At 70.1% G+C, this 18340-nt stretch carries 19 protein-coding genes; 9 read left to right on the top strand and 10 right to left on the bottom strand.

Going from position 1 to position 18340, the window contains the following annotated elements:
• Positions 1–32: 32 nt before the first annotated feature.
• From N1032_RS12040 to N1032_RS12020, 5 genes are read right to left on the bottom strand one after another with little or no spacing between them, the layout of a single operon-like run.
• Positions 33–857 (bottom strand): hypothetical protein, encoded by an 825-nt coding sequence (locus tag N1032_RS12040; protein ID WP_259539334.1) that lies wholly within the window; start codon positions 855–857, stop codon positions 33–35.
• Positions 854–1765: an N-acetylglucosamine kinase gene (locus tag N1032_RS12035; RefSeq protein ID WP_259539333.1), complete on the bottom strand. Its 912-nt coding sequence runs from the start codon at positions 1763–1765 to the stop codon at positions 854–856. The genes N1032_RS12040 and N1032_RS12035 overlap by 4 nt, the downstream gene beginning before the upstream one ends.
• Complete coding sequence (locus N1032_RS12030) at positions 1762–2787, bottom strand: SIS domain-containing protein (protein ID WP_259539332.1); 1026 nt, start codon at positions 2785–2787, stop codon at positions 1762–1764. The genes N1032_RS12035 and N1032_RS12030 overlap by 4 nt, the downstream gene beginning before the upstream one ends.
• Positions 2784–4856 (bottom strand): primary-amine oxidase, encoded by a 2073-nt coding sequence (locus tag N1032_RS12025; RefSeq protein WP_259539331.1) that lies wholly within the window; start codon positions 4854–4856, stop codon positions 2784–2786. The genes N1032_RS12030 and N1032_RS12025 overlap by 4 nt, the downstream gene beginning before the upstream one ends.
• Positions 4853–5890: a Gfo/Idh/MocA family protein gene (locus N1032_RS12020; protein ID WP_259539330.1), complete on the bottom strand. Its 1038-nt coding sequence runs from the start codon at positions 5888–5890 to the stop codon at positions 4853–4855. The genes N1032_RS12025 and N1032_RS12020 overlap by 4 nt, the downstream gene beginning before the upstream one ends.
• 142 nt (positions 5891–6032) lie before the next feature.
• Between N1032_RS12020 and N1032_RS12015 the strand changes: the two genes are divergently transcribed.
• The 3 genes from N1032_RS12015 to N1032_RS12005 are packed head-to-tail and all read left to right on the top strand — an operon-like array spanning position 6033 to position 9101.
• Positions 6033–7319: an ABC transporter substrate-binding protein gene (locus N1032_RS12015; RefSeq protein ID WP_259539329.1), complete on the top strand. Its 1287-nt coding sequence runs from the start codon at positions 6033–6035 to the stop codon at positions 7317–7319.
• Positions 7320–7322: 3 nt separating this feature from the next.
• On the top strand, positions 7323–8207 hold the full coding sequence (locus N1032_RS12010; protein ID WP_259539328.1) for a carbohydrate ABC transporter permease: 885 nt from the start codon (positions 7323–7325) through the stop codon (positions 8205–8207).
• Between the two features lie 9 nt (positions 8208–8216).
• Complete coding sequence (locus tag N1032_RS12005; protein WP_259539327.1) at positions 8217–9101, top strand: carbohydrate ABC transporter permease; 885 nt, start codon at positions 8217–8219, stop codon at positions 9099–9101.
• Between the two features lie 13 nt (positions 9102–9114).
• Here the strand turns inward: N1032_RS12005 and N1032_RS12000 are convergent, their stop codons facing one another.
• The 4 genes from N1032_RS12000 to N1032_RS11985 all read right to left on the bottom strand — a co-directional run bounded on the left by N1032_RS12000 (position 9115) and on the right by N1032_RS11985 (position 12441).
• Positions 9115–9867, bottom strand: a complete 753-nt coding sequence (locus N1032_RS12000) for a GntR family transcriptional regulator (RefSeq protein ID WP_259539326.1) — start codon at positions 9865–9867, stop codon at positions 9115–9117.
• Between the two features lie 65 nt (positions 9868–9932).
• Complete coding sequence (locus tag N1032_RS11995; RefSeq protein WP_259539325.1) at positions 9933–10946, bottom strand: NAD-dependent epimerase/dehydratase family protein; 1014 nt, start codon at positions 10944–10946, stop codon at positions 9933–9935.
• Between the two features lie 92 nt (positions 10947–11038).
• Entirely contained in the window at positions 11039–11719 is a 681-nt protein-coding gene (locus tag N1032_RS11990) for a lysophospholipase (RefSeq protein WP_259539324.1), read from the bottom strand.
• Positions 11716–12441 (bottom strand): alpha/beta fold hydrolase, encoded by a 726-nt coding sequence (locus N1032_RS11985; protein ID WP_259539323.1) that lies wholly within the window; start codon positions 12439–12441, stop codon positions 11716–11718. The genes N1032_RS11990 and N1032_RS11985 overlap by 4 nt, the downstream gene beginning before the upstream one ends.
• 149 nt (positions 12442–12590) lie before the next feature.
• Here N1032_RS11985 and N1032_RS11980 point away from each other — a divergent pair, with 149 nt between their 5' ends.
• Genes N1032_RS11980 through N1032_RS11955 form a run of 6 tightly spaced genes read left to right on the top strand, consistent with a single transcriptional unit; the run spans position 12591 to position 17679 of the window.
• Positions 12591–14261, top strand: a complete 1671-nt coding sequence (locus tag N1032_RS11980) for an AMP-binding protein (protein ID WP_259539322.1) — start codon at positions 12591–12593, stop codon at positions 14259–14261.
• A gap of 45 nt (positions 14262–14306) precedes the next feature.
• The gene (locus tag N1032_RS11975) at positions 14307–14717 is read left to right on the top strand and encodes a TOBE domain-containing protein (RefSeq protein ID WP_259539321.1); all 411 of its coding nucleotides are present in this window, start codon (positions 14307–14309) and stop codon (positions 14715–14717) included.
• A complete protein-coding gene (modA, locus tag N1032_RS11970) occupies positions 14714–15535 on the top strand; it encodes a molybdate ABC transporter substrate-binding protein (RefSeq protein ID WP_259539320.1) in 822 nt (273 codons plus the stop codon). Before N1032_RS11975 ends, modA begins: the two co-directional genes overlap by 4 nt.
• 11 nt (positions 15536–15546) lie before the next feature.
• Positions 15547–16368 carry an ABC transporter permease gene (locus N1032_RS11965; protein ID WP_259539319.1) on the top strand — a complete coding sequence of 274 codons (822 nt, stop codon included), beginning with the start codon at positions 15547–15549 and terminating at the stop codon, positions 16366–16368.
• Positions 16365–17423 carry a sulfate/molybdate ABC transporter ATP-binding protein gene (locus N1032_RS11960; protein ID WP_259539318.1) on the top strand — a complete coding sequence of 353 codons (1059 nt, stop codon included), beginning with the start codon at positions 16365–16367 and terminating at the stop codon, positions 17421–17423. The genes N1032_RS11965 and N1032_RS11960 overlap by 4 nt, the downstream gene beginning before the upstream one ends.
• A 46-nt stretch (positions 17424–17469) precedes the next feature.
• On the top strand, positions 17470–17679 hold the full coding sequence (locus N1032_RS11955; protein ID WP_259539317.1) for a TOBE domain-containing protein: 210 nt from the start codon (positions 17470–17472) through the stop codon (positions 17677–17679).
• A 68-nt stretch (positions 17680–17747) separates the two neighbouring features.
• On the opposite strand, the gene N1032_RS11950 is transcribed toward N1032_RS11955, so the two are convergent.
• Positions 17748–18317 (bottom strand): 2-phosphosulfolactate phosphatase, encoded by a 570-nt coding sequence (locus N1032_RS11950; RefSeq protein ID WP_259539316.1) that lies wholly within the window; start codon positions 18315–18317, stop codon positions 17748–17750.
• Positions 18318–18340 lie beyond the last annotated feature (23 nt).

Genomic DNA, 18340 nt, shown 5'->3' with positions numbered 1-18340 from the left:
TGGGGGTCGTTGCGGCGCCCGCCGGTGTGAACTCAGTGCAGCGCGAGCATGAGGGCGAGCTGGACGGCGCTCGCCACGAGGGCGAGCGCGTGCGCACCACCGGAGCCGACCCGGGACGGGGCGGTTCCCGCGCGGCCGCTGCGAGCCCCGATCGGGGAGCGGGTGGCGGGTGTCGGTGACCCGCCGACCCGGTCATCGTGGCCGGTTGCCGCTGCCGGGGAGGCGCGGCGGGCGAGGGTGAGCGCGATGCGCACGACCAGCCAGGCGGTGACCACCGCCAGCGGGCTGGTCGCCAGGTCGGTCAGCGAGGCCGCCGACGTCGGTGGGGTGACCAGGTGATGCACGCCGGTGAGCAGCGGGAGCGACGCGGATGTCCCATCGCCCACGGTGCCGTTTGCTGCGCCGTCTCCCGTGCCGCCGCTCGGCAGCGCGCCGACCGCGCGCCCGGCCATCGGCAGCGTGAGCAACGCCATCGCCCACAGGTCGACGATCGTGGCGCGCGCCCACCAGGCAGTGCGGGCGGCAGGAGCGAGCACGAAGGCTGTCGCCAGGCACACTCCGGTCACGACGAGAGCCACGCCTGCGATGGAGCTCGGCCCGGTCACGACGAGCGCCACCATGCCGAAGGCCATGACCGTGTGCGCCCCCACCGCACCGAGCCGAGCGGCCCATGCGGCACGCCGGCCCGCAGCGCGCGGACCGCCCCGGCGGTCGCCGGCAGACACGACCGTCGCGTGCGCGTGCGCCAGCGGTGGGGTGGCGGTTGTCGGTGTCGACGAGGCCTCCGCGGCGGGCAGAGGGCCGGTTCGCGCAACAGCCACCGGGGTGAGGGGCGGCGCGGCGGCGACGGGGGTCATCGGGGGAGGGGGGCTCCGGCGCCGACGAGGCGGGCGGCGAGCTCGACGGCTCCCACGACGGGGTCGCGGTCGAGCAGGCGCACTCGCAGGCTCTCGTGGCGCGCGGTGACGAGTGCCGACATCCGGTCGAACAGAACCGGTTGCGATGCCACGACCGAGCCCGCCGCCACCACGTCGGGGCCGACGGCTCCGTGGGCGAGCAACTGGTCGACCAAGCGGGCGAGATGCTGCGCGGCAGCTTCGACGACGATTCCGGCCTCGATCGAACCGTTGCGGGCGGCGTCGAACACGGCAGGGGCGTGCGGGCCCCAGTTCTCGGTGGTCGGGTCGTCGTTCACGGCGCGGGCCAGGCGCTCGGCGTCGGCCACGCCGAAGCTCTCGAGCAGAACGCCGAGCAGCGGGTCGTCGAACCCGTCGTCGTGCCGGCCGAGGGCGCGCTTCACCGCCTCGCGCACGATTCCCGCTGCCCCGGCGTCGTCGCCGATCACGGAGCCCCAGCCGCCGGCGGTGAGGAAGTCGCCCTCGTCGGTCCAGCCCACCCCGATCGCGCCCGTGCCGGCGATCAGGCCGATCACCCGGTCGAGGCCGGCCGCCGGAGCGATCAGAGCGGCGTCGTTCACGGCGATCGTGGGCACACCGAGCCGCGTGGTGAGGGCGGCGCCGTAGGCCAGCATCAGTGCGGTGTTGTCGAGGCCCTGCGCCCCGATGCCCAGGGCCGACACCGGCGACGAGAGCGATTCGTCGAGCGCGCCGAACGTGCCGGCGATCCAGCGGATGCCGGCATCGATCGGCTCGGCGTCCCAGTCGAGCGACGGCACCGTGAACTCCCGTGCCACCGAGCGATCGGCGTTCTCGATGCGCACCGCGGCCTTCGTGCCGCCGATGTCGAACCCCACCAGCAGGCTCATGCGCGCTCGCCCGGGGTGCTCGTCTCCACCTTGGTGTCGGCGTTGTGAAACACGAACTCCTCCACGTCGATGCCGCGCACGAACGCCATGTCGTTGGCGAACGCCTGCATCACGAGCGCCTCGAGGATGGCCCGTTGCGCCGCGTGCCGCCGCGGCAGCGACACCGTGGTGAGCGAGTCGGTCTGCGGAACGTCCTGCGACGTGATGAGCACCACCCGGTGACCGGCCTCGCTCAGCGTCTGGGCGAGATCGATCTCGCGTTCGTCGCCGAGCACGATGTGCATGCCGTCGCCGGCCGACTCCATCGAGCCGTGCAGGTATTGGCGCGTGCTCATCGCTGTGGAGTGTACTCGGGCCACCTCGCGGAAGAGCAGCGCTCCCGCCTCGGCCGAACCCACCGCCGGGCCCGCGCCGACGAAGTCGGCGGAGGGGGCCGCGGCGAACCGCTCGGCGATGCCGATCGACCGGCGATCGAGCTGCTGCTCCAGCGCGCGGAAGTCGTCGGCCAACAGGGCCCAGTCGGCGTCGAGACTGCCGCCGTCCCACAGGTCGGCGATCATGCCGAGCGCCACGATCGTGGCCGTGTAGCCGATGGTCGACGCGTAGCTGTCGGGGATGTTGCCGAGCACGAGCGACCGCTCCACGATCGACGAGATCGGCGACGGCGCGTTGTTGACCACCGCGAGCCGCAGCGCCGGGTCGATCGACTCGAGCACGGCCAGGGTCTCGGAGCTCTTGCCGCTCTGCGAGATGCCGATGATCGGGTGCGCACTCACCGGGTAGGGCAGAGGATGGTCACCCGCCCCCAGCCGCCAGGAATGGATGCCGCGCTTGCGCAACGCCCACACCGGAGCCGCCGCCGCGGCCAGACTCGCCCCGATGCCCACGAAGATCGGGCCCGGCCCCGCGAGCGCGCCCGACGCCTGAAGGGCGAGCGCCCGGTCGGCGATGCGCGCGAGCGCCTCTTCGAGCTGGTCGGCCTGCTGGCGGCGTGCTTCGACGAGGGGAACGTAGCCCTTCACGCGAGGCCTCCGATCTGGTGGTTCTGGTGGTTCTCACGCGGGTGCTCGTGGTGCTCGTGGTGCTCGTGCGGGTGCTCAGAATCGTCGTGGTGCCCGTGCCCGGTCGCGCAGTGGTCGCCCACCGCCTCCGGGATGTCGAGCGTGGGATTGCGCCCGAAGAAGTTGTGCGGCTTGAACCGGAAGCCCGCCGAATCGACGGGCATGATGGGCCAGTCCTCGAGCCGGGGAAAGTGCGTGAGCCCGAAGGTGTGCCAGAGCACGATGTCGGCGTCATCCACCGAGCGGTCGCGCGCCGTCCACTCCGGCAGCCCCGATCCGCCCGGGTGCATGTTGACGAAGTCGCCCGCCGGGTAGTTCTCGTCGGGGTCGTAGGCCGTGACCCACAGGTGCTTCGTGGCGTAGGTCGCGCGCTTGTGAATGTCGGAGTCGGCGTCGGCGAGCAGGGCCGGCTGCCCCTCGGGCGCGAGCACCCAGCCCACCGGGTTGCCGAGCCGGTTCGTGACCGACGGGTTCACCACGTGCCACACCCGGCCCCGCGCGTTGTCGGCCACCCGCTGCGCCTGCTGCTCGGTGGCGAGCCGCGTGACCTTCTGGGTGAAGCCCGTGCCTGTGGGGTTCAGCGGCCCGCGGGGCACGAGCTCGGCCTCGAGCTCGTCGACCGCGTTGCCGAGCCCGTCGATCATGGTGTCGAGCCGGGCGCTGAACAGGTGCTGGTGATAGGGCGCACCGAGCCCGGGGGCGAGCTCCGAGGCATACCGGTAACCGGTTCCCGGATAGGCCGAGGTGAACACGACACCGGTCGCCTTCACCTCGAGCTCGATCGTGCCGTCGAGCGAGAAATACCAGTAGAACCCGTAGTCGTAGTTGCCCACGGTCACGAAGAACGACACCACGAGCCGGCGGTTGCGACGGGAGTCCGACGAGCCGTTCCAGTTGTCGGAGTGCTTCCAGAGGATGCCGGCATCCTCCTCGTGGATGCAGATCGCCTGCGGCACCACCCGGGCGTGCCCGTCGTTGCCGGCCATCACCGCGTCGAGGTAGGTGATGTCGCCCACGCAGTCGCAGCCGAGCTCGAGCGAGTTCGCGAACCCGCCGAGCAGGTATTCGCCGCAGTCGAAGAAGTTCTGGAACCACCGCTGCGGCGACGGGTCGCCGTAGGGCACCATCATCTCGGCGATCGACGCCCGGTAGAGCACCGGCCGCACCTCGCCCGACGCGGGGTCGCGGATGCCGATGTTGTGCAGCACGAGCCCCTCGCGCTGGTCGAACCCCACCTGCAGCCGCCAGCCGAGCCAGTCGAGCACGCCGTCGTCGTCGATGGTGAAGCTCGGGCCCTCGGGCTGCGAGATCTCGATCGGCTTCAGGCCCGGGCGCGGCGGCTCGTTCACCCACGAGGCGAGGTGGAAGTTGCCGTCCTCCTGCGGCACCGGCAGCTCGACGTAGTCGATCACGTCGACCACCTCGCGGCCCGCGACGTCGACGATCACCGTGACGCCGTCGACCGGATGCGCCCAGCCCAGGTCGTCGGGCGTCTTCTGCACGAAGGTGAAGCAGCGCTGCAGTCGCCTTCCGGCCTCGTCGACCGAGAGCACTCCGGCCGACAGCGGGTTGACCCGCAGGGTGCTGAGGTCGGTCAGCCCGCGCTTCGCCATGGCGGCGAGCCACCGCTCGTCGCGATGCACGAGCTCCTCGACCAGCGAGAACTCGAGCAGCACCACCGGCGCCTGCCCGTCGGTGACCGGGTCGAGGTCGTGCACCGAGGCGACGGCCCCGGTGGCCGGCACCACGATGACGTCTTGCGACAGGGCGGTCGCCATGTCGACGAGCATGACCCGGATGCGCCGGCTCGCGGCATCCGGAGCCCCGCCCGCGAGCAGCGGCCGCTTGTCGGGCTCGGCGAGCCCGAGGTAGGCCACGTGCGTGTCGGCGCCGAGCAGCCCCGCCTGAGCGAGGGCGTCGCGCACCCGCTCGATCTCGTCGGCGGTGATGGTGCGCAGCACCGGCGCGAGCCGCTCGGTGAGGTCGGGAGCGACGGATGCCGCGGGGGAGGTGTCGCGAAGAGATGTCATGCGGGGTACTCGACCTTCTGCCACTGGCGGGTGCGCATCGAGCGGTAGCACGCGTCGATGATGGTGTTGACGACGAGGCCGTCATGGAACGTCTCCGAGGGGGCGGTTCCCGCTTCGAAGTGCTCGACGAAGTGCCGGAACTGCTGCGAGAAGCCGTAGGCCCGGGTCTCTTCGGGCACGGGGTAGACCCAGCCGGTGTCGGCATCCGCCTTCTCGACCAGGTAGCCGATGGGTTTCTCGATGAAGCCCCACACCGGGGTCTGCGAGGTGTCGGTGATGATGCGGCCGCCCGAGCCCACGAATTCGTGGCGCAGCGCCATGCCGCCCCTCTCGACCCACGACGACTCGATCGTGGCGAGCTGACCGCCTTCGAACCGCAACCAGGCGGTGGCGGTGTCTTCGCCGGTGGTCTTGTCGCCGTGAACCAGGGTGGCGCCCCAGGCCATCACCTCGACCACCCGGTTGTCTTTGCCGAAGAAGTGGCGCGCCGACTCGACCGTGTGGCAGCCCATGTCGAGCAGCGCGCCGCCGCCGGCGGTCTCGGCGTTCCAGAAGTGAGGGGCGTGCGGGCCCGAATGGCCTTCGCGGGCGCGCATGGTGAGCAGGTCGCCGATGCCGCCGGCAGCCACCATCTCGCGGGCCTTCACGATGTTGGGTGAGAACACCGAGCTCTCGGCGTAGCCGTTCCAGATGCCCGCGTCGAGCGCGATCGCCACGATCTCGGCGGCTTCTTCGGCCGTTCGACCGAGCGGTTTGGTGCACACCACGCCCTTGCCGTGCCGCGCTGCGGCGCGAACCGCCTCGACGTGCACCTCGTTGGGCAGGGCGACGACGACGAGTTCGACGGCCGGGTCGGCGCACAGCGCGTCGATCGAGTCGTAGGTGTGCGGGATCGCCCAGCGCTCGGCGAGCCGGGCGGCCGACTTCGGCGTGCGAGAGTAGTTCGCCACGAGTTCGGCCGACCGCACGTCGACGAGCGCGTCGGCGTAGCACTCGGCGATGAAGCCCGAGCCCAGGATTCCGATTCCAGTCATGGAGATGACCATACCTCTAGAAACATCGCTGAGACAATTGAGCGAAACATGTTTGTTACATAGATACCTCTTGTGACCTCATGTACTCGATGTATATGCTGTCGAAAACCCGCAGTCACAACCCCTAGAAGAAGGAGGCGCCGTGCGATCGAAACTCGCGCCCATCGCGATCACAGCAGCAAGCCTTGTCATGCTCGGTCTGGCCGGATGCTCCACCGGCGGCTCTGCGTCGTCGACCGACGGGGGTGACGACGTCACCCTCACCTTCGCCACCTGGCGAACCGAAGACACCGCGATGTGGGAAGACGAGATCATCCCCGCGTTCGAGGAGTCGCACCCCGGCATCACGGTCGACTACGCGCCGGTCGGCACCGACGACTACAACGCGGCCATGCAGTCGCAGATCGAGGGCGGCACCGGAGCCGACCTCATCATGTGCCGCCCGTTCGACGTCAACCGCGCCTGGATCGAAGACGGCTACTTCGAGCCGCTCGAAGGCACCGACGCGGTGTCGAAGTTCGACGACACCGCGCTCGCCGCGTGGACCGACGTCGACGGCAACCCCTACTGCGTGCCCATCGCATCCGTTCTCGCCGGCTTCTACTACAACACCGCGATCTTCGACGAGCTCGGCCTCGAAGTGCCGACCACCCAGGCGGAACTGCTCGACGTGCTCGACGCCATCAAGAAGGACGGCACGTATGCGCCGCTCGCCCTCGGCTCGGCCGACGGCTGGCAGCTGGCCTACAACGTGCTCTACAGCCTCGGCCCGAACTACTGGAAGGGTGAAGACGGCAGGCTCGCCCTGATCGACGGCACCCAGAAGCTCACCGACCCCGACTTCGTCGCCGGGTTCCAGGCGTTCGAAGACCTGAAGCCCTACCTGCCCGACGGCTACGAATCGCTCACCTACGAAGACATGATGCAGTTGTTCACCCTCGGCAAGGCCGCGATCATTCCCGACGGTTCGTGGGACATCAGCGCCGCGACCGCCACCGGGCTCGACGTCGACGTGTTCGGCGCCCCGGTCGCGAACGCCGGCGACCAGCGCTACCAGCAGGAGATGCCCGACCAGGGCGTCGGCATGAACGCCAAGAGCGAGCACAAGGAGGCCGCGCAGGAGTTCCTCGACTGGCTGGCGACGCCCGACTTCCAGAGCCTCTACGTCAACAAGCTGCCAGGATTCTTCTCGATGGGAACCGAGCCGGTGACCTACGACGACCCGCTGGCCCAGAAGTTCGCCGACCTCAAGACCGACGCGGACCTCACCCCGCGGCTCGCTCTCGACCGGCTGAGCGCGGGCACCCCGCCGCTCGACGACGAGATCTGGGTCGCCCTGCAGAACATGTACAACTCCGACCTGAGTGCCGAAGACGCGACCGCCGAACTGCAGGCCGGTCTCGACTCCTGGTACAAGCCGGGTCAGTAGCCGATGAAGAGCACGGGCCGCGCCTATCGCAACCTGATCCTGTTCAGTGCACCCGCCTTCGTGGTGTACGCCGGGTTCCTCGTGATCCCGCTGATCGCCTCGGTCGTGCTCAGCTTCTTCCGGTCCGGCGAAGGCGTCTCGACCTTCGCCGGACTGGACAACTACGTCTACCTCTTCACCAACGGTTCCACGAGCGAGCGGTTCTGGAACGCGCTCATCAACAACTTCGAGTTCTTCGGGGTGCACCTGCTGGTCGAGCTGCCGATCGGCCTGCTGATGGCGGCGCTGCTGACCTCGTCGACGCTGCGGCGCTCGCGCGGGGTCTACCGCACGCTGCTGTTCATTCCGGCCACGCTCTCGGTGGTCATCGTCGGCTTCGTCTGGCGGCTCATCATCAACCCGCTCTGGGGCATCGTGCAGTTCCCGCTGCTCGGCGACGAGAACACGGCGCTGCCGACCATCGCCCTGATGTCGGTGTGGGAGTACGTCGGCATTCCGATGATCTTCCTCTACACCGCCCTCATCGCCATTCCCGACGACATCCTCGAGGCCGCGAAGCTCGACGGGTCGAACGCCTGGTCGACGTTCTGGCGGGTGAAGTTCCCCCTGATCGCGCCGCAATTCGGCCTGATCGCCATCCTCACCTACATCTGGACCTTCAACGGGTTCGACATCATCTACGCCCTCAACGGGTCGGCGCCCGGCCCCGACTACAGCACCGACATCCTCGGCACGCTGTTCTACCGCACCTTCTTCGGGTCGAGCGGCCAGGTGGCCAACCCCGACCTCGGCGCCACCGTGGCCTCGGTCGTGTTCTTCCTCATCCTCATCGTCACGGCCCTCTACTTCTTCGTCGTGCAGCGACGGCTGAAGAACTACGAACTCTAGGACCCGCTCATGACCTCTGCCACCACCTCCCGCAAGGCCCGATCCGACGGCCTCGGCCTCACGAAGCCGGCGCGAGCGGATGCCGGCACCCTCGTGGTGCACGTGCTGCTGATCGTGTTCGTGGTGCTCGCGATCGCCCCCATCCTCGTCGTGGTGATGAACTCGTTCAAGACCACGCCGGGCATCTTCAACGGACCGTTCGCCCTGCCGACCGCCGAGACGTTCAACCTCGACGGCTGGGCGAACGTGTTCAAGCGCGGCAACTTCGCGCTGAACTACGGCAACAGCATCATCGTGACCGTGGTGTCGACTGGTCTCACCCTCGTGCTCAGCACGTTCGCGGCGTTCGCCATCACCGAATACAAGGTGAAGCTCGCGCCCGTGCTCGCCGGGTTCTTCATCATCGGCATCATGCTGCCGATCCGGCTCGGCACGGTGCCGATCCTGCAGACCATGGTGGCCTGGCACCTCGTCGACACGCTCACGGCGCTCATCCTGGTCTACACGGCGATGAGCCTGCCGCTCGCGATCGCGCTGATGGCCACGTACTTCCGGCGGGTGCCCACCGAGCTCAAGGAGGCCGCCAAGATCGACGGGGCGGGCGAGTTGCGCACGCTCTCGATCGTGCTGCCGCTGGTGCGCCCGGGGCTCGCGGCCGTGGCATCCGTCACCATGCTGCCGATCTGGAACGACCTGTGGTTTCCGCTCATCCTGGCGCCGAGCAAAGAGAACCAGACCGTCACGCTCGGGGTGCAGCAGTTCGTCGGCCAGTTCCAGAGCGACTACCCGGCGCTGCTCGCCGCCCTGACGCTCGGGGCGCTGCCACTGATCATCTTGTTCACGGTCTTCTCGCGCAACTTCATCCAGGGCCTGAGCCAGGGGTACGGCAAGTAGGCCGCGCCGCGGCTCAGCGGCGCGACTTGGAGCGGGTGAACACCGTGCGCAGGCGGTAGCGGTCGCCGCTGTACTCGATGGTCGAGATGAGCACCGGGCGGTCGCGGGTGTCGACCGAGAGCTGCTTCATGACGAGGATGGGGCGGCCGACCTCGATGTCGAGGTGGCCCGCGATTGCGGCGTCGGCGTCGCGCGCCTCGATGGTGGCTTCGGAACGGGCGATGTCGATGTCGTTCTCGCCCAGGGTGGCGAACAGCGAGGCGGTGCTGAAGTCGATGTCGGCGCCGCCCGCGATGAGCGCGGCCGGCAGGCGGGTGTTGTCGATGGCGATGGGCACGCCGCCGAGACGTCGCACGCGCCCGAGTCGCAGCAGGGGGGTGCCCGGCGCGACGGCGAGCTCCTCGGCCTCGTCGAGGGTGGCGGGCGAGACGCGGTGGTCGATCACGATCGAGTCGGACTCGAGGCCCATGCGTGCCGCGGTCTCGCTGAACGACTCGAGCGAGTTGGGCCAGTCGCCGGCGGCGGGCTCGGCCGTGCCGGGCTTCGAGACATACCAGCCGCGACCGTGCGAGGCGCTCAGCACCCCTTCGTCGACGAGCGAGACGAGGGCTTTGCGCAGGGTGACGCGGCTGACGTTGAGGGTCTGGCAGAGCTCGCGCTCGGGCGGCAGCCGCATGCCCTCGCTGTAGGTGCCGGTGGCGATGTGCTCGCGCACGAAGTCGGCGGTCTGAGCCCAGAGCGGCTCGGCCTTCGAACTGTCGATCATGTCGTTCCTCGAATCGTCAGCCCTACGCTATACCACCGCCCATACCACACCACACATTGACGGCCTCAGCCGCGCAGCGACGCCGATTGGGGCAGGTTGCGGCCGGCGCCGAGAGCGTCGACCAGCTGGTCGAGCGCGGCGGTCGACGAGATCGTGGGGGCCCAGCCGAGCTCGGCCCGTGCGCGCGCGGTCGACATCACGGGGATGGCGGTCGCGAGGTCGATCCAGCCGGGGTCGGTGGCCTGCAACCGCAGTCGCCAGGTGAGGTCGACGATCGCCCGCAGCACTCCCCGCCGGAAGGGCACGGTTCGGGGCACCCCGAGGGCGGCGGCGATCTCGGCCGGGCCGAGCACGGGGTCGGCAGCGATGTTGAAGGCTCCTCGGGCCCGCCGCTCGATGGCCCGCCAGAAGGCGTCGGCCACGTCGTCGGCGTGCACCGCCTGCGCGATCAGGGAGGTAGGCAGTGGCAGCACGGGCAGGTGGCGCATCAGCCCCAGCAGGCGCACCGGCACGAGACGGCCGGCGAACAGGTGGGCGATCTCGGTGGCGGCATCGGGTTGAAAGACGAGGCCGGGCCGGATGCGGGTGACCGCGACATCCGGGTTCGCCTGCTCGAAGGCGTCCATCGCCCGCTCGTTCATGGCCTTGTGGCGGCCGTAGTGCGAACTCTGCACGCCCCCGGTTGGCCAGTCCTCGCCGACCGCACGGTGCTTGGGGCCGAAGCTGTAGGCGCCGACCGACGAGGCCACGAGCACCTGGGGCACGCCCGCGAGACCCGCGGCCTCGAGCACGACCCGGGTGCCCCGCACGTTGGTGCGCGCCATCGCGGGCTCGTCGTGATTGGGCTGCAGTGCCCAACCGAGGTGAACGACGGCGTCGGCCCCGGCGAACACGCGCGCGAGTGACTCGGCGCTCGCCGTGGAGATGTCGGCCTCGTGCCACTCGGCGAGCGAGTAGGGCTCCTCGGGTCGTGGCGCCCGGCGCGAGATGCCGACGAGCTCGACCCCGGGCTCGTGAGCGGCGCGGCGCAGCAGGGCTGTTCCGAGGTTGCCAGAGGCACCCACGATGACGATTTTCATGAGACCTCCGTGCTGATGCGGCTCGGGGCCGGTGATCCGAGTATGCCGCGAACCGCCGTCGGCCGCCGCGGAGGAAGCTGGTCGAATGACCTTCACGGCGTCGCAGCGGCCTCGTCGAGCACGATCGACAACGTGGCGGGGTGCCGCAGCACCTGGAAGTGGCCCCCGAAGGGCAGCCGGATGTTGCGCGCACCGGGGAGCACGCTGCTCTCGGGGATGATGGGGTCGAAATCGCCGAACACCGAGGTGATGCGATCATTCACGCGGTCTTCGGCGGCCAGCAACGAGGTGACCGGATCGTTGGCGCGAAACGCTCGCAGCGTCTTGTTCGGTGCCCAGTTCGCGTAACGGCTGCCCGAGAACGGGCTCGCGATCGCGACCATGCGCTGCAGACGCCGCTGCGGGTCGAGCCGCAGCATCGCATACTTGCCGATCAGGCCTCCCTTGCTGTGGGCGGCGATGAAGACGTCCGTCAGGTCGTGCTGTGCGACGAATCGCATGATGAGCTCGGCGGCGTCGATCACCGGTCGCCGGTTGTGGCGCAGATCGGTGACGACGAAGACGGGATGCCCGTTGGAGTGCAGCGCGTCGATCACGGGGCGCATGAAGTGCCAGGTCTCGTAGACGCCGGGAATGGCGAGGCACGGCCGTGCGGTGCCGGAACGGTAGATTCGCGGATCGACACCGGAACTCATTCCGCCGAGCTGCAGGCCAGCGGCAGTGAGGTAGTCCTCGGCCCACCAGCGCGCGCGGGCGCGCCACGGAGAGCTCATCGCGCCCTCTTCGCCGCGCCGTCTGCCCGCGGCCCGGCCGCGTGGAACTCCGCGATCGCGGTGGCCACGGCCCGCGTGGCGGTGTGCTGCAGCACGTGGCCCGCCCCGGCGATCTCGATCACCCTGCCGTCGCGTGCGGATGCGGCGAGGTCGTGGCACCAACCGCGTCGGGCGATCGGATCGTTCTCGCCCCGCAGCACCAGCACGGGGCAGGCGACCTCGCTGATACCCGCTTCGATGCGGTAGTCGAGCATCGCGCGCAGCTCGGTGAAGAAGTAACGCGGGCCGGTGCGCAGGAAATCGCCTGTCACCAGCGCGGCTGATGAGGGTGACTCCACCACGAGGTCGCGCACGAGGTCGAGACTCTGCTGCCGGGCCGTGCGGCGGGCGGGGTCGACCACCGGTGCGGCCAGCACCAGGCGCTCGACCAACGACGGTCGCACCCGGGCGAGTTCGACCGCGAACTGCGACCCCATCGAGTGGCCGATGATCGTGGCCCGGCAGATCTGCTGCCGGTCGAGCGCCCGGGCGATGGCTGCCGCGTAGTCGGGCACCGACATCCGTGGCGCCGCTCGGCGTCGCCCGGCGAAGCCTGGAAGGTCGAGCGACACGACGTGGTGCGTGCGTGCGAGCATCGCGCGCAGACGGGCGCTGTAACGATGGGACATCCCGATACCGGGAACGATGACGAGGGCCCCGGAGTGCTGCGGGCGCGTGCTCACAGGAGTTCCACCGCGCGAGCGCGGTCGCCCTTCATCGTCATGAGGCGCATCCCTTCGTTCGTTCCAGCATGGGCCGCCCGGGACCATTCGGCTCGCGATTGACCGGGCGGGTGCCGTGACGGACATGGCTCATGGACGAGACTGGGGGGATGAACCCGACCGAGTCCTTCCGGGCCGCCCGCGACACCCTGCTGCAGCACCGCACCGATGCGAGGGCGGCGGCGGAATCGTTCCGCTGGCCGGATGTCGGGCCCGCCTTCAACTGGGCCGTCGACTGGTTCGACGCCATCGCCGTGGGCAACGAGCGGCTCGCGCTGTGGATCGTCGAAGAAGACGGCCGCGAGCAGAAGATCACCTACGACCGGATGCGCGTGCGCTCCGACGAGGTCGCGGCCTGGCTCTCGGGGCTCGGCGTCGAACAGGGTGATCACGTGATGCTCATGCTCGGCAACCGGGTGGAGCTGTGGGAGTCGATGCTCGCCATCATGAAGCTCGGCGCCGTCATCCTGCCCACCACGACGCTGCTGTCGAAGGGCGACCTCGAAGACCGCATCGAGCGCGGGCAGGTGCGGCACGTCATCGCCGACCGGGCCGACGTGGGCAAGTTCGAGGGCATCGCGGGAGACTTCGGGCGGATCGTGGTGGGCGGCACCGCCCCGGGCTGGCACAGCTACGACGACTCGCTCGAAGGTCTCGGTGTGGCGCCGAGCGTCACGGTGAAGACGAGCGACCCGTGCCTGATCTACTTCACCTCGGGCACCACCTCGAAGCCCAAGATGGTGGTGCACACCCAGGCCTCCTACCCGGTCGGCCACCTCTCGACGCTGTACTGGCTGGGGGTCGAACCGGGTGACATCCATCTCGCCATCAGCTCGCCCGGGTGGGGCAAGCACGCCTGGAGCTGCTTCTTCGCGCCCTGGAACGCCGAGGCGACGGTGTTCGTCTACAACTACGGCCGCTTCGACCCGATCGCTCTGCACGCGCGGCTCGACGAGGCGCGGGTGGCCACGTTCTGCGCGCCGCCGACGGTGTGGCGCATGCTCATCCAGTCCGATCTCGGCGCGCGACCCCGCGGACTGCGCGAGATCCTCTCCGCCGGCGAGCCGCTCAACCCCGGCGTGATCGCGGCCGTGGAGCAGGCCTGGGGCCTCACGATCCGTGACGGCTACGGGCAGACCGAGACGACCGCGCTCATCGCGAACCCGCCCGGCGCCGCCGTCTCCCCGGGAGCCATGGGCCGGCCGTTGCCGGGCGTGGCCATCACGATCGTCGACCCGCTCACCGGCGCGCCCGCCTCGACCGGCGAGATCTGCCTCGATCTGACGGTGGAGCCGGCCAACCTCATGGCGGGCTACTGGGGCGACGAGGAGCGCACCGCCTCGGCCCGGGCCGACGACCTCTTCCACACCGGCGACGTCGCCGAGCTGAGCGACGACGGCACCATCACCTTCGTCGGCCGCACCGACGACATCTTCAAGTCGTCGGACTTCAAGATCTCGCCGTTCGAGGTCGAGAGCGTGCTGCTGCAGCATCCGGCGGTGGCCGAATCCGCCGTGGTGCCGGCACCCGACCCCACGCGGCACAGCATCGTGAAGGCCTACGTCGCCCTCGCCGAGGGCTGGCCGGCGGATGCCGCGACCGCCCACGCCATCCTGGCCCACTCGCACCAGCACCTCTCGTCGTTCGAGCGGGTGCGGCGCATCGAGTTCTTCGAACTGCCGAAGACCATCTCGGGCAAGATCCGCCGGGTCGAACTGCGTGAGCGCGAGAACGCGGCCTTCGAGAGCGGCGAGCCCATCGAAACGGAGTGGCGCGGCTGACCCTGGACTAGGTTAATCCGCGTTCGCGGAAATAACATTGCCTGCATGTCGCAGATTCGGATAAAAGAGGCCGCGAGCTTTCTCGGCGTCAGCGACGACACCGTGCGGCGCTGGATCGACAACGGTCTGCTCGCGAGCACGAAAGACCAGGCGGGCCGAGGTGTCGTCGACGGACTCGCCCTCGCTCAGCTGGCGCGCCAGAATGCCGTGCTTCCGGCCGACCCGTCGGAGATCGGCCGCTCGGCGCGCAACCGGCTGGTCGGTGTCGTGACCGAGATCATCATGGACACGGTCATGGCGCAGGTGGAGCTGCAGTGCGGGCCCCATCGCATCGTCTCGCTGATGAGCAGCGAGGCCGTTCGCGAGCTGGGCCTCGAGCCCGGCTCGGTCGCGATCGCCGTGGTCAAGGCCACGACGGTCATCATCGAAACCCCCGGCGGAAAGGCCCACGAATGACCACACGCACCTCCGCGATCGCCGCGACGCTGCTGACCGCGGCGGTCGCGTTCACCCTGGCAGCCTGCTCGAGTTCGGGCAGCGGCACCGAGACCCCCGCCGCCGAGACGCCCTCGGCCACCGCCACCGCACCCGCGCTCGAGGGATCGATCACGGTCTTCGCGGCCGCATCGCTCAAGGGCACCTTCACCGAGCTTGCCGACGAGTTCGAGGCCGCGAACCCCGGCACCACCATCGAGCTGAACTTCGCCGGCTCCTCCGACCTCGTGACCCAGATCACCGAGGGCGCCCCGGCCGACGTGTTCGCCTCCGCCGACGAGAAGAACATGGCCAAGCTGACGGATGCCGGCCTGATCGACGCGGCCGCGCCCGTCGACTTCGCCACCAACGTGCTCGAGATCGCCGTGCCGCCGACCAATCCGGCGGGCATCGCGAGCTTCGCCGACCTCGCGAAGCCCGAGGTGAAGACCGTCATCTGCGCGGCCCAGGTGCCCTGCGGCGCCGCCACCGTCACGGTCGAGCAGGCGACCGGGGTCACCCTGACGCCCGTGAGCGAGGAGTCATCCGTCACCGACGTGCTCGGCAAGGTGACCTCGGGCGAAGCGGATGCCGGCCTGGTCTACGTCACCGACGTCATCGCCGCGGGCGACGCCGTGGAGGGCATCGAGTTCCCCGAGTCGGGGGAAGCGGTCAACACCTACCCCATCGCGCCGATCACGGCCTCGAAGAGCGCAAAGCTCGCCCAGGCGTTCGTCGACTTCGTGACCGGCTCGGTGGGCCAGGGCGTTCTCGCCGACGCCGGGTTCGGCAAGCGGTAGTTCGGGCGCGCATGCCCTCCCGCAGAAGACCCGCCTACGCCGGCGTGCCCGGCTGGGTGGTGGTCGTCGCCGTCGTCGGAGCCGCCTTCGTGGTGCTGCCGCTGGTGGCGATGGTGACGCGGGTGAACTGGGCCGAGTTCGTTCCGCTCATCACCTCGGAGTCGTCGGTCGACGCGCTGTGGCTGAGCCTGCGCACCTCGCTCACGGCGACTGCGCTCTGCGTGCTGCTCGGGGTGCCGATGGCGGTGGTGCTCGCCCGCACCGACTTCTGGGGCCAGAAGATCCTGCGATCGCTCGTGCTGCTGCCGCTCGTGCTGCCGCCGGTCGTGGGTGGCATCGCTCTGCTCTACACCTTCGGCCGCCGCGGACTGCTCGGGCAGTCGTTCGAGGCGCTCGGGGTGACGATCGCCTTCTCGACCACGGCCGTCGTGCTCGCGCAGACCTTCGTGGCGCTGCCGTTTCTCGTGCTGAGTCTCGAGGGGGCACTGCGCACCGTGGGCACCCGCTACGAAGCGGTCGGCGCGACCCTCGGCGCCCGGCCCACGACGGTGCTGCGGCGCATCACCTTGCCGCTCGTGCTGCCCGCCCTCGTCTCAGGGGCCGTGCTGTCGTTCGCGCGGGCGCTCGGCGAGTTCGGCGCCACCCTCACCTTCGCGGGCAGCCTGCAGGGAGTGACCCGCACCCTGCCGCTCGAGATCTACTTGCAGCGTGAGACCGACCCGGATGCCGCCGTGGCGCTCTCTCTCGTGCTCGTCGTCGTGGCGGTGATCGTGGTGGCCGTCGCCCATCAAGCCGGTGAGTCCAACGGCTTCCGCCGCCGGGCGAGCTCGTGACGCTGGAATTCGCCGCCGTGCTGCGGTCTCGCGGCTTCGCGGTGCAGCTCACGGTGGCCGCCGGCGAGACGGTGGCCGTGCTGGGGCCGAACGGAGCAGGCAAGTCGACGCTGCTCGGCGTGATCGCCGGGCTCATCCGGCCCGACTCCGGGCGCGCGCGCCTGAACGAGCGCGTGCTGTTCGATCTCGGCGAGCGGGGCGGAGGCCGCTGGTCGCGCCCGCATCAGCGGGGTGTCTCGTTGCTGGCGCAGGACGCGCTGCTCTTTCCGCACCTCAGCGCGCTCGACAACGTGGCGTTCGGGCCGCGCAGCGCCGGGGTGCCGAGGGCGGAGTCCGATTCCCGGGCGCGCGCGTGGCTCGAGCGCGTCGATGCGGTCGACCTGGCGGGCCGCAAACCCGCACAGCTCTCGGGCGGGCAGGCGCAGCGCATCGCGGTGGCGCGGGCCCTGGCATCCGAGCCCGACCTGCTGCTGCTCGACGAGCCGATGGCCGCGCTCGACGTGTCGGTGGCACCGGCGCTGCGACGGATGCTGCGCGACGTGCTGCGCGACCGCTCGGCCATCATCGTGACCCACGACGTGCTCGACGCCTTCACCCTCGCCGATCGGGTCGTGGTGCTCGAGGGTGGCCGCATCGTCGACGCCGGGCCGACCCGCCACGTTCTCGAGCGGCCATCGACCACCTTCGCCGCCGGGCTGGCGGGGCTGAACCGGCTGGCCGGCACCGCCGACACCGAGTCCGTGGTGACCGACGCGGGCGATCGCCTGCGGGTGCGGTTCACCGAGCCGGTGGCGCCGGGAGTGCGGGTGGCGGTGGCCGTGCGACCCGCACTCGTCGCGATCGCTGTCGAGGCGCCTGCCTCTGACGACCCGGCGACCAATGTCGTCGCGGGGCACGTGATCGACCTCGAGACGCGCGGTGACCTGGTGCGGGTGCGTTCGGGCACCCTCGCGGCCGACGTGACCCCCGGGCGCGTGGCCGACCTCGACGTGGCGCTGGGCACCGAGGTGTGGTTCAGCTTCCGGGCGGAAGACGCCCTCGCCTACCCGCAATAGGATCGGCATCTGGGCCGGATCATCCGTCGCTCACGAAGGAGCAGTCATGCGCATCAGTGCACGCAATCGCCTCAAGGGCACCATCGTCGAGGTCACGAAGGGCGCCACCACGGCGCATGTGCGCATCGACGTGGGTGGGTCGGTCGTGACGGCCGCGATCACCAACGAGGCCGTCGACGAGCTCGGCCTCGCGGTGGGCGGCGAGGCGTGGGCCGTGGTGAAGGCGTCGGACGTGATGGTCGCGGTCGACGACTGAGCCGGCCGGCTGCGCCGGGTCGGGTCGCGCCGGGGGAGCTCGTCCGGGGCGGCTCGCGCCGGATCAGGTCACGCTAACGGATGGTGCCGTAGCACGACGACGTCTTCGGGCCCCCAGTCGTCGACGACGCGGCTCGGGAAGGATGCGCCGCCGCCGTCGCCGCTGACGGAGGCCGACACCAGATGGGCGAGGGCCGGTCGTAGCCCGCGATAGGCGGCCTCTGCCACCGCCGCCTCGGGCGAGGTGGCGTCGAGACCGAGGGCGCAGAGCCGGTCGACGATCGCGCCCGCGGCGAGCAGGTCTTCGACCGTGACGCGGAACGAGCCATCCGGTCGCGTGTCGCCCGCGGCGATGATCGCCACCATGACCCGGCGGGCCAGGTGCTGCTGCAGCATCAGCACCCACTGGGCGACCGCGGCGGCCGAGTCGATCGACCCTCGCACGATCGCTGCGCCGAGCGGTAGTTCGTCGGCGGGCGACGGGAGCGACGAGGAGGGCGCGAGGGCGGCATCCGGGGCGGTCTGAAGCTCGACCGCGTCGACCCAGACGAAGACGTCGACGTCGCCGGTGGCATCGACGGCGCGGGCGCCCGCCGGCATCCAGTCGAAGCGGATCTGGTAGCGGCCCTGTTCGCTCATGCCTGCCTTTCGTGCCGGATCCA

The organism is Herbiconiux daphne, assembly GCF_024979295.1.
Taxonomy (GTDB): Bacteria; Actinomycetota; Actinomycetes; order Actinomycetales; family Microbacteriaceae; genus Herbiconiux; species Herbiconiux daphnes.
The sequence above is the reverse complement of the archived record's forward strand: the minus strand, read 5'-3'. Positions and strand labels throughout refer to the sequence as shown.